Below are 10,026 nucleotides of genomic sequence, written 5' to 3'. Positions count from 1 at the left end.
GCAGATCTGCCGCTCGAGGTAGGCGAGGGTGTCGCGGTGCTCGGTGAAGAGCACCAGCTTCTGGTGCGGCGAAGGCACGGGCCTGGGGATGGAGCCGGCGCCGTAGGGCGGCGCAGGGGGTTCTCCCGTGGTAAGCGTGCCGGGCGCGAAGAGCTCGCCGAGCAGTTGCGACAGCTCGCGCCACTTGGTGTCCTGGCCGCTGCGGCGCACGTCGGCGGCGAGCGCCTCCAGACGCGCGAGTGTCTCGATCTCGAGCTTGAGCTCGGCGATGGTGCTCGCGGCCGTGGCCTGGTCGAGGATCTCTTCCTCGGCGGCCTCGACCTCGTTCTCGGGCGCCTCCTCGAGGTCTTCCACGTCCTCCTCGTCGAGCAGCGGGCCCGCCGCCACAGGCGCCGGCGCCGTGGCACCCCGTTGCAGCAGCTCTAGCTCGCGCAGCCGCTTCTCGAGCCGCTCGCGGCGGCGGCGCAGCGACTGGTAGATCGCCTCCGGCGACGAGGCCAGCCTTCGCTGCAGGATGGTCAGCGCGAAGCCGACCGTTCTGGCGCGCTTGTCGTTGGCGAGCGCCTCGGCGCGGTTGAATTCCTCGCGCACGTAGTCGGTGACTTCCCGGTACAGGCGCGCCTCGGCCGGGGAGAGCTTGTACGGCACCGTGTAGGCGATGCGCTCCGGGAAGAGCGGCGTGCCGTCGAACTTGAGCAGGCTTTCCTTGACCATGCGTCGCATCAGGTCGCTGACGTCGACCTGGTGCACGCCGTCGCGAAAGCGCCCTTCGAAGCGGTCGCCGTCGAGCAGCGCCAGGAACAGCTGGAAGTCCTCTTCCTTGCCGTTGTGCGGCGTGGCCGTCAGCAGCAGGAAGTGGCGTGTGAGGCCCGAGACGAGCTGGCCCAGGCGGTAGCGCTTGGTGTACTTGACTTCGCCGCCGAAGAAGGTGGCCGAGAGCTTGTGCGCCTCGTCGCAGACGACGAGGTCGTAGCGGTTGTCGGGCGCGGCGAGCTTGCGCTGCACGTCCTCGTTACGCGCGAGCTTGTCCAGCCGCGCGATCACCAGGTCGTTTTCGAGAAACCAGTTGCCGGTGCGCGCGGCTTCGAGCTTGTCGTTGGTGAGGATCTCGAAGGGTAGCTGGAACTTGCGGGCAAGCTCGTCCTGCCACTGCTCGGTAAGGCTGCCGGGGCAGATGATGAGGCAGCGTTTCAAATCGCCGCGGGCGATCAGCTCCTTGATGAGGAGTCCCGCCATGATCGTCTTGCCGGCGCCTGGGTCGTCGGCGAGCAGAAAACGTAACGGCTGGCGCGGCAGCATCGCCTCATAGACGGCCGTGATCTGGTGCGGCAGCGGCTCGACGAGCGAGGTGTGCACGGCGAGCACCGGGTCGAACAGGTGCGCCAGGCGAATGCGGTGCGCCTCGGCGACCAGGCGGAACATCGCGCCGTCACCGTCGAAGCTCCACGGGCGGCCGTGCGCGGCGATCGCGAGACGCGGCTCGTCGTGGCGGTAGAGGATTTCGTCGGCCACCTTGCCTCCTGGGTCGCGGTAGACGAGCGTCAGCGCGTCCGGGCCATGCCACTCTACGCTGACCACGCTGACCGCGGCATCAGGAAGGATACCGCGCACGCTTGCACCGGGGGTGAGGTCTTCGAGTTTCATGTCTTGCCGAAAGTCCTCGCCATTCGCTCGTCACCCCGTGCCTGTCCGCACGCCGGAGGCAGGGGTGCCGGTATGAACGCCGGTATCCGTGGGCTGGGTGATGGAGCGTCCCGCTCGGGCCGGGGCTTCGCCGAAGGTCGCCATTCAGATGGCTACCTTTCGGATGGGGCGCGAATGGCGCCATATGATAGGCGGTCTCCAACACCGACGGAAGGTGGATGCCCCCTCTTTGTTTGCGGAGGATTCGCGGTCGAGGTGGGCCGCCGGCCTCGAATTGGCCAGCTCGAGTGCGTCATCCACCCGGCGCGGCAGCGTCGTCACGGCGTGCATGGGCAAGCCGTTGGTGGCGTCGAGGAGATTCTGCAAGCGCTTCAGCACGATGGGTCTGCGCCTTCGCGGCGAGGGTGAGTGTGATCTGGCAGAATAGTGGCATGACTTCAAAAAGTGTGCCCAAGATTGTGCCCATGTTCCAGACTGGAACCCGAACAACCAAGGAACGGCGCGCCTTTGCGCCTGTTCGCTAGCTTCTGTATCGGAGGAAAGCCCTCGGCGCAGCGGGGACGAAGGCCGAGGGAACGGAGGAGGCCGATGCGCGCTCACTCCAATGCAGGGTGCTGGGATGCCCGTGGCGAATCGACTGTTCCCGCGCGCTGGCGGCGTTGACGGCGTCTAGCGGCAGGGCGAGTTCGCTAAGCTTTTTTCACAGCCCGCTCCACCACGGCGCGGCGAACACCGGTTGGGTCAGCGGAAAGACTTCATCACCGCCGTACAGCAGAAGCCCGCCGTCACATCTGTCCCCCTATCCATCCAGAAAGTTTTCCAGGCCCCTGGCATCCGCCGGCTCCGCCCGGGTGGTTGTTTTGACCTCGATGGGCGGGTGCCGCCTGGGCGTCTCGGTGACGAAATCCACCTCCACCCTCCCCGCCGTTCGCCGGCCGGTCTGACGGGCGCCGAGCAACCCCACCGGCATGACACCCAGGGCCCGATCCAGCACCCGGCTGCGCGGGGGAGCCGATGCCGGCGCGGCGTCGTTTCGGCGGCAAGCCAGCCTGCAGCAGCACCTGGCCGAGGCCGAGGAGCTGGGCCGCGACATCAAGCAGCGCGAAGAGCGCATCCGCGCGGCGCTGCAGCAACTGCCGCAGGTGCAGGCGGTCAAGCAGCGCAATGGTGAGCAGCCCGAGCACGCGCGCGTGAGCACCACGGATGCCCACGCGCGGGTGATGATGAAGATGGGCGACGGCAGCTTCAGGCCGGCGTTCAACGTGCAGCTGGCCAGTACCTGCGAAGAGCAGGTCATCGAACGTACCGGCTGCACACCCGGGCAATGGCTGGTCGACGGCGGATTCCCCGCGCACGAGCAGATCGACGCGGTGCACGCGCACACCCAGGGCAACACCCAGGTCATCGCACCGGTGCCCGAGCCCCGGCGCAAGCGCGGTGATGACGACACCCCGCCCGTGGACAAGCACCAGCGCAAGGAGGGTGACAGCGAGGCGGTGGCGCAGTGGCGCAGCCGCATGGCCGGGGGCGAGATCAAGGGGCTATACAGAGCGTTTTGTGGCGCTTTTCGGCAACACCACGCGTGCGCCTCGACCGCTCTTCGGCGTATGCCGGATTTCGTGTTCCTTGGCACGGACACCCTTCGCGCCGAGGCCTGTGGCATGAGGGATGTGCAGCCTACCGGTTTTTTCGCATAATTCACGCCACGCTACGGTCGGGAGAGCCGGAACGCGTGTGCTGGCCGCCTAAAGTTTTGGGCGGCGGAAAAAGGGGAGGAACCCGATGGATAAAAGCCAACTCATCGCCACGATCCTGAGCGAAGTGAAGGATCCGGCTCTGCGCGAACGCCTGCTGCGGCAGGTTGCCGAGGAAGAGAAGACGTCTGACCACTCGCCGTCGATCGTTCTGTCCGAACTGCAAAAGCTGGGCATCGACCCGGATGCTGCGAAGTCGCTTGCGGGATTTCATCTCACGGCGGGCGTCGTCGTGGGGTATCTGGTCGGTGGGCTGTTCTTTGTCGGCGGCACGATCAGCGCGCTTGCCCAGCTATTCGGCGGCGATCTCTTTACCGCCCTGTTCGCAGGATTTTTCGCCGCCATGGGCGCCTATGCCCTGGCATCGACCCGTAAACTGTCACGTCTGAAATCGCAACGCAAGGAGAACCGATGAAGCGCTTCGCAATCGCCCTCGTTACGCTCATCCTGCCCTGGCTTGCCTGGGGTGCCAACGTCGCCCCGCTGGGACTGGAAGTCGGGGTCGCGGATTACGCCGCAGTGAAGGCGAAACTCTCCGGCCAGACGCGCCTCAAGGACGGCGGCATCAACAAATGGACGCAGGGGCCGATGCTCGAAGGCGACGGCGAGGGGCTGGATATCGACGGCCTGCAGAAGATCACCTTTATCTTCGGCCAGGACAAAAAGCTCGACGGCGTCATCATGACCCTCGACAAGGGGCGCTTGCGCGAGGTCACCGCGGCGCTGCGCCAGAAATACAAGACCGTGCGCGAGAACATCCCCTTCGTCGGCGACGCCACGGCGCTCTACCGTCAGGGCGACAGCATCGTCCGCATCGAGGCGCCGCACCTGTCGTTTTCGATGGAAGTGCTCTACCTCACCAACCGTCTGCACGAGGCGTTCAACAAAGGCTCGACGGCCGAAGAAGCCGAGCGCCGCCGCCGGCAAGCCGAAAAGTTCTGAACAGGAGGCGATGCAACCATGAAAAAGACGACCCTGGCCATGCTCATTCTGTGCGCCAGCCTGGCCCTGCCCGCGCGGGCAGGGTTCGAGGAAGGCTTGGCCGCTTACAATCGCGGCGACTATGCCACTGCCCTCAAGGAATGGCGGCCGCTGGCGGAAGCTGGCAATGCAACTGCGCAATTAGGCCTAGGCGTGATGTATGCCAACGGTCAAGGCGTGCCGCAGGACTTCAAGGAAGCGGTCAAGTGGTATCGCCTGGCCGCCGAGCAGGGGCATGCCGTTGCGCAAAACGACCTGGGCGTGATGTATGAAAGGGGCCTAGGCGTTCCGCAGGATTACAGGGAGGCGGTGAAGTGGTATCGCCTGGCCGCCGAGCAGGGGTATGCCACCGCGCAAAGCAACCTGGGCCTGAGGTATGCCACTGGCCAAGGCGTGCCGCAGGACTACAAGGAAGCGGTGAAGTGGTATCGCCTGGCCGCTGAACAGGGGTATGCCTTCGCGCAAAACGACCTGGGCGTGATGTATGAAAGGGGCCAAGGCGTGCCGCAGGATTACAAAGAAGCGGTGAAGTGGTATCGCCTGGCCGCCGAGCAGGGGGTTGTTCTTGCGCAAAACAACCTGGGCCTTATGTATGCCAAAGGCCAAGGCGTGCCGCAGGACTTCAAGGAAGCGGTGAAGTGGTTCCGCCTGGCCGCCGAGCAGGGGAATGCCTCGGCGCAATACAACCTGGGCGTGATGTATGCCAACGGCCAAGGCGTGCCGCAGGACTTCAAGGAAGCGGTCAAGTGGTATCGCCTGGCCGCCGAGCAGGGGCATGCCGACGCGCAGAACAACCTGGGCTGGATGTATGCCAACGGCCAAGGCGTGCCGCAGGACAAGGTGCTGGCCTATGCGCTCTATAACCTTTCCGCTGCCGGCGACCCTTCCTCCAACAACAAGGCGACGCGCAATCGCGACGCCATCGTGAAAGAGATGAGCCCGCGCGAGATCGAAGCCGGCCAGGCGCTGACGAGGGCGCTGGCGCAGCCGGGCAACTTCGGCAAGGCGCTCGATGCCTATCTGAAGAAAGCCGAGGCGCCCCAGCCCGCCGCGCCGACCCCGAAGGCCGACAAGGCGTCCGCGCCGAAAGCCGAGAAGGTCGCCAAGGCGCCCACCACCTCGGCTGCAGACGACCCTTTCCCGCCTGCACCCGCCAAGACGCCTGGCCGCGTGTCTTGCAGCACCCGCTGCATCAACGCCGACTGCTGGCGCACCTATGACGACGGGCGCAAGGTCAAGTTACGCGCCAAGAGCAAGTGGAACCCCTTCGAGAACCGCTTCGAATGGGACGCGGGGCCGTGTTGATTGTCATTCGAAAAAGGAGGAAACCGCATGGGAGGTTTGACATTCTGGCATTTAGGGATCGGCATCGCTCCGCTGCTCGGTCTGGCGGCGCTGGCAGGCGCTGTCTGGTTCGGGGTGCGCGCGGCGCGCAAGACGCCGCTGCTGCCGGCGTCGGAGTCCGGATCGGCCGATGCCGAGAAACTGCGTCCGCTCAAGACCATGACGCACATCGCCTATGGGCTGTATGCAGCAGCGCTGCTTTTCCCCGTGACCGCCATCGCCGCGCTCATCCTCGACTACATCAAACGCGATGAAGCGCGCGGCACCTGGCTGGAAAGCCACTTCGCCTGGCAGATTCGCACTTTCTGGTTCATGCTGCTGTGGGTCGTCGTGGGCATGGCCGCCTTTTTCATCCTGATTGGCTGGCTGGTTCTCGTCGCCGCGGGCATCTGGTTCATCTACCGGGTGGTGTTCGGCTGGGTGTCGCTCAATGACGGCCGGCCGATGCCGATGAAATCTTAAGGAGCAAACGATGCGTAAAGTGAAGACGGCGGTCGCCGTCCTTCTCGTTGCGGCCGCGGCCCCCGCTGCGGCCATCAGCGTCAAAACCACCGTGGCCAATGCCGAGGTGGTGATTCCCGACGTTCCCCCGATGCAGGCGATTGAGGTCGTGCAGGATGCGCTCTCCGGCTGGATCGGTTCGGCGCCGCTAAGCCTCAAGCCCATCCCTGAGGCATTGCCGCTCCGACCGGGCAAGCCGGGCACCCTGCGCGGCGCGCTGGCGGGGACGCCGACGGAAATCCTCGATTGCGGCGAGGCGGTGGCCGAAGTGCGCAAGGAATCGGGCGGCGTGCGCAACCAGATGGCCTTCAACGGTGATCTCTTCCAGGCCTGCGTCTATCCGTTCAGTAAAGGTGTGAAGGTTTATCTGCGCGCCGTCAACATTGACGCGGCGGAGAGTAGTTTCACGCATGGCCTTTTCTCCGGCATCGCCAAGGCCATCCGCGGCACGCCGGGCGAGTGGCTCACGCGCCGGCTCAACGACTTCATCGAGGCGATGAAGAAAAAGCTGCCTGTCGTGCTCGTCGAGCGTATCGAGGCGCCCGGGCTGCCGGTGCAATCGCCAGACAAGGAAGCCGTCGCCGCGCTGCTACCGCCTGAAGCGCCGCAGCCGGCATCGGTCGCCGCCCCGGCGCCCGCTGCTGCGAACGTGGTCGTTACGCCGCCCGCTGGCCCGGCGGACAAAACGGCGCAGATGATCGATGCGCGCAAGAACCTGACCGCGATGGGGCTGACCTACCACAATCAGACGCAGTTTTTCGATGCCGTGCGGCGCAAGGATGCGCTGGCGGTGAAGCTCTTCCTCGATGGCGGCGGTATCGATCCCGCTGCCAAGGGCGCCGACGGCAAATCCGCGCTGGAGATCGCACAAGAAGCGAATGCGGCCGAGATCATCGCACTGCTCGAAACGCAGGGGGCAAGCAAGCCTGCATCGCCAGCCGTGGCGCAACCTACGACGACAGCAGGCCCGCGCCAGCCGCCGGGTGCCCTGCCCGCCAATGCGCTGCTGCCCTTCATGACGCCCGAACAACAGGCGCAGATCCGCCAGCGCGTGCAGGAAGTCATGCAGCAGCGGCAGCAGTAAAGTCCGGCGCAAAGCGGGAAAGTGGAGCGGTCCGACGCCGGACCGGCGGGAGCCCCGATTCGCCACCCGCACCTCCGCCCTCCGACGACACGCACCATTCGTCGACCTTGCGAGGGGGATACTACGCGGCGAGCTGCTTATGGATCGTCTCGACCGCCGGCGGGTTCTTCGCATGGGGCCCGAAGCGCGCTGGGCCCAAGCCGCCGGTGGACGCCTTGCTCTACGGTCCAGTAGCACGATAAGAACGCCATCGTGACGGATGTCACGAACGGCTTCCGCGAAAGAGTTTTCACCAGGCGGTCACGGTCGTGCCGATGGCGATGATTGCCCCGACGAAGATCAGCCCCCAGCCGGCGCGGAGTTCCCGCCAGCAGGAATGGAAACGCGTCGCCCTTAGCATGGTTTTTCAGTCTTCCGGATGACTCGCAGACCGAGCGCGTTGCGCCGCGCGAGGATTTTACCGAGGCGGTCGGCTTCGCGGCGATCGCCTTCGATCACGGCCAGCAGATATTTGGCCTCGATGTTGCCGCGCGCTTTGTGACGCAGACGCACGAGCATCAAGTCGAATTCCTCCGCCCGGCTCAGGCCGCATAGACGAACCATTTCTTCAAATTCATCGAGGGTGAGCCGCCAAGGCTGGTTGAGGAGCAGCCATCGCTTGCGCGCAAAGCTTCCGCCGCCGTCGATGACGGCGAGGGTGGGGGTGTTCTCACTGGCAGTCATGGCGAGCGAAATTTTGACAGAATCAGGCTGAATCCGGTGGCCTGCATCGAAACAGTGTGGATTTGTCTTCGCCCCCGTCTTGAAGAACGTAGCGCGAATGGAGACCGAGGGAAAGGGGCAGGCCGCCCCCCTCACCAGAGGCGGAGGGGGCTGGGATAGGCGTGGCGAATCGACTTTTCTCGCGCGCTGGCGGCGTTGACGGCGTCTAGCGGCAGGGCGACTTCGCTAAGCTTTACCGCCGTACAGCAGAAGCCCGCCGTCACATCTGTCCCCCTATCCATCCAGAAAGTTTTCCAGGCCCCTGGCATCCGCCGGCTCCGCCCGGGTGGTTGTTTTGACCACGATGGGCAGGTGCCGCCTGGGCGTCTCGGTGACGAAATCCACCTCCACCCCGACCGCCGCGCGCCGGCCGGTCTGACGGGCGCCGAGCAACACCCTGGTGCACTCGCACGATCAGCCTTTACCTTGGCTCATCGGCTCGACCGAAGCTCAAGCCCCCGCCTCTTCGTCGCAGGCGATGTGTTGGACGCCGTGGCGGCCCAGCCAGGTGCGGGCTGCCTGGACAAGGAGCGGGGGCCCGGCGACGTAGGCATCCAGGGTGGGAAGCTCGGCGAGGGGCGCCAGATGCGCCTCCAGCACGCGGAAGACAGCCTCCTGCTGCCGGCTTGCGGTGGCGGTGAGATCGCCCCCGGCGATCACCGGGGTGAAGTGGACGTGATCCAGCGCGTCCGCCCAGGCCCGTCCCAGATTGGCGGCGTAGAGGGCACTTGCCCGGGGGGCGACCCAGAGGAGATGGATGGCGGGCGCGTTGTCCAAGGCGAGGGCGTGTTCCATGAGGCTCTTGATGGGGGCAAAGCCGGTGGAAAAGGCAAGGAAGAGGAGAGGCCGGGTGGAGCGGCGGTCCAGGACAAAATCGCCAAAGGGTCCTTCCACCGTCACCTCCTCGCCAGGGGCCAGGGCTTCGAAGACGTGGTCGGCAAAGGGATTGCCGTTCAGCCGGCGGACGTGAAATTCCAGATGGCGGTCCTCACAGGGGCAGCTTGCCACCGGCAACTCCGCGCCAAGGGTCTGGCCGAAGGTGAGGCGAACCCGCTGACCGGCGAGGAAGCGCAGGCGGTGCCGGCGGGGGGTGCGCAGGTGCAGCGCGGCCACCTCCGGCGTGGGGCGCTCGATGCTTCTCACCTGGGCGCGCAGGGTTTGCACGGGGATGTCGGCAGGCGACTGTGCCACCGAGGCCTCCAGCACCAGATCGGTGACCGCCGTGCAGGAGCAGAGCAGCACCTCGCCCCGCTCCCGCGCGCCGGCGGGAAAGCGGTATTGGATGGGGCGCACCTGTTTCACCTCGCCGGAGAGCACCCGCGCTCGGCAGGTGCCGCATTCCCCGCTGGAACAGCCATAGGCGAGCGGAATGCCGGCGCGCAGGGCCGATTCCAGGATAGTGTCGCCCCCTTCGACGAAAAATTCCTCGTTGGTCCCGGCGATTCTCACCTGGGCGGCCAAAACCTTGAGCAGGCTGTCCCGCAGCAGCAGTCCCCAGGCAGCGTTGTCGCTGGGGGGGCCGGCCAGCATCCGGTTGTGCAGCCACCCCTGCAGTTCCCGGGCCAATGCCCCCGCCTCCCCCGCCGCGCTGGCATGCTCGCCCAGCATCCTGTTGAGCTGCTCCAGCACCTCCGTCGTGTGGCCCAGCAGGGCCTTGGTTTCCACCAGTTCCCGGCCGATCTCCTGCAGCCTCGCCGCCAGCACCTCCGCGCTGGGCAGGACCCGCTCGGCGATGCGGCGGCCGAAGGCCTTTTCCTTGATCCCCTCGATGTTTTCGAGAACGGTGTTGTCTTCCAGTGCCGCCTGGGGAAAGACGCGCTGGAGCTCTTCCACGCTCACCTGGCCGTCGTGGGAGGTGAGCTCGCCGGACTGGATTTTCTGTTGCAGGACACCACGGGAAATGCCCACCAGCCGGGCGGCGCGGGCAAGGTTCAACAGCCTGGGCATGGGGGAACT

General features: G+C 65.8%; 12 protein-coding genes and 1 pseudogene. 6 read left to right on the top strand and 7 right to left on the bottom strand.

The window, feature by feature from the left end; genetic code table 11:
* From K6T56_07950 to K6T56_07940, 3 genes are all read right to left on the bottom strand, one after another.
* Positions 1–1,644 (bottom strand): DEAD/DEAH box helicase (locus K6T56_07950; GenBank protein MCL6556275.1); only part of this gene is annotated, 1,644 nt, incomplete at its 3' end.
* 520 nt (positions 1,645–2,164) lie between these two features.
* Positions 2,165–2,323 (bottom strand): DUF1156 domain-containing protein, encoded by a 159-nt coding sequence (locus K6T56_07945; GenBank protein ID MCL6556274.1) that lies wholly within the window; start codon positions 2,321–2,323, stop codon positions 2,165–2,167.
* 120 nt (positions 2,324–2,443) lie between these two features.
* A complete protein-coding gene (locus K6T56_07940) occupies positions 2,444–2,614 on the bottom strand; it encodes a hypothetical protein (GenBank protein MCL6556273.1) in 171 nt (56 codons plus the stop codon).
* A 25-nt stretch (positions 2,615–2,639) separates the two neighbouring features.
* Here K6T56_07940 and K6T56_07935 point away from each other — a divergent pair.
* From K6T56_07935 to K6T56_07910, 6 genes and pseudogenes are all read left to right on the top strand, one after another.
* Positions 2,640–3,194, top strand: a pseudogene (locus tag K6T56_07935) (IS5/IS1182 family transposase).
* Between the two features lie 232 nt (positions 3,195–3,426).
* Positions 3,427–3,813 carry a hypothetical protein gene (locus K6T56_07930; protein MCL6556272.1) on the top strand — a complete coding sequence of 129 codons (387 nt, stop codon included), beginning with the start codon at positions 3,427–3,429 and terminating at the stop codon, positions 3,811–3,813.
* Positions 3,810–4,340 carry a hypothetical protein gene (locus tag K6T56_07925; GenBank protein ID MCL6556271.1) on the top strand — a complete coding sequence of 177 codons (531 nt, stop codon included), beginning with the start codon at positions 3,810–3,812 and terminating at the stop codon, positions 4,338–4,340. Before K6T56_07930 ends, K6T56_07925 begins: the two co-directional genes overlap by 4 nt.
* Before the next feature lie 18 nt (positions 4,341–4,358).
* The gene (locus K6T56_07920) at positions 4,359–5,684 is read left to right on the top strand and encodes a sel1 repeat family protein (GenBank protein ID MCL6556270.1); all 1,326 of its coding nucleotides are present in this window, start codon (positions 4,359–4,361) and stop codon (positions 5,682–5,684) included.
* A gap of 138 nt (positions 5,685–5,822) precedes the next feature.
* A complete protein-coding gene (locus K6T56_07915; protein MCL6556269.1) occupies positions 5,823–6,185 on the top strand; it encodes a hypothetical protein in 363 nt (120 codons plus the stop codon).
* A 10-nt stretch (positions 6,186–6,195) separates the two neighbouring features.
* Positions 6,196–7,308, top strand: coding sequence for a hypothetical protein (locus K6T56_07910; protein ID MCL6556268.1), 1,113 nt, complete (start codon positions 6,196–6,198; stop codon positions 7,306–7,308).
* A gap of 393 nt (positions 7,309–7,701) precedes the next feature.
* Here the strand turns inward: K6T56_07910 and K6T56_07905 are convergent, their stop codons facing one another.
* The 4 genes from K6T56_07905 to K6T56_07890 all read right to left on the bottom strand — a co-directional run bounded on the left by K6T56_07905 (position 7,702) and on the right by K6T56_07890 (position 10,017).
* Positions 7,702–8,031 (bottom strand): hypothetical protein, encoded by a 330-nt coding sequence (locus K6T56_07905; GenBank protein MCL6556267.1) that lies wholly within the window; start codon positions 8,029–8,031, stop codon positions 7,702–7,704.
* 131 nt (positions 8,032–8,162) lie between these two features.
* On the bottom strand, positions 8,163–8,312 hold the full coding sequence (locus K6T56_07900; protein ID MCL6556266.1) for a DUF1156 domain-containing protein: 150 nt from the start codon (positions 8,310–8,312) through the stop codon (positions 8,163–8,165).
* Positions 8,305–8,466 carry a hypothetical protein gene (locus tag K6T56_07895; protein MCL6556265.1) on the bottom strand — a complete coding sequence of 54 codons (162 nt, stop codon included), beginning with the start codon at positions 8,464–8,466 and terminating at the stop codon, positions 8,305–8,307. Before K6T56_07895 ends, K6T56_07900 begins: the two co-directional genes overlap by 8 nt.
* 54 nt (positions 8,467–8,520) lie before the next feature.
* Positions 8,521–10,017, bottom strand: a complete 1,497-nt coding sequence (locus K6T56_07890) for a 2Fe-2S iron-sulfur cluster binding domain-containing protein (protein MCL6556264.1) — start codon at positions 10,015–10,017, stop codon at positions 8,521–8,523.
* Between the last annotated feature and the right edge of the window lie 9 nt (positions 10,018–10,026).

The organism is Burkholderiales bacterium (assembly GCA_023511995.1).
Taxonomy (GTDB): domain Bacteria; phylum Pseudomonadota; class Gammaproteobacteria; order Burkholderiales; family Thiobacteraceae; genus Thiobacter.
Note: the sequence above shows the minus strand (reverse complement) of the source record. Positions and strands in the feature narration are given on the sequence as shown.

Excerpts from the sequence above, each read along its gene's own strand:
- K6T56_07920 (MCL6556270.1), top strand. The coding sequence starts at position 4,359 with ATGAAAAAGACGACCCTGGCCATGCTCATTCTGTGCGCCAGCCTGGCC.
- K6T56_07910 (MCL6556268.1), top strand. The coding sequence starts at position 6,196 with ATGCGTAAAGTGAAGACGGCGGTCGCCGTCCTTCTCGTTGCGGCCGCG.
- K6T56_07930 (MCL6556272.1), top strand. The coding sequence starts at position 3,427 with ATGGATAAAAGCCAACTCATCGCCACGATCCTGAGCGAAGTGAAGGAT.
- K6T56_07925 (MCL6556271.1), top strand. The coding sequence starts at position 3,810 with ATGAAGCGCTTCGCAATCGCCCTCGTTACGCTCATCCTGCCCTGGCTT.
- K6T56_07890 (MCL6556264.1), bottom strand. The coding sequence starts at position 10,017 with ATGCCCAGGCTGTTGAACCTTGCCCGCGCCGCCCGGCTGGTGGGCATT.
- K6T56_07905 (MCL6556267.1), bottom strand. The coding sequence starts at position 8,031 with ATGACTGCCAGTGAGAACACCCCCACCCTCGCCGTCATCGACGGCGGC.
- K6T56_07900 (MCL6556266.1), bottom strand. The coding sequence starts at position 8,312 with ATGGATAGGGGGACAGATGTGACGGCGGGCTTCTGCTGTACGGCGGTA.
- K6T56_07940 (MCL6556273.1), bottom strand. The coding sequence starts at position 2,614 with ATGCCGGTGGGGTTGCTCGGCGCCCGTCAGACCGGCCGGCGAACGGCG.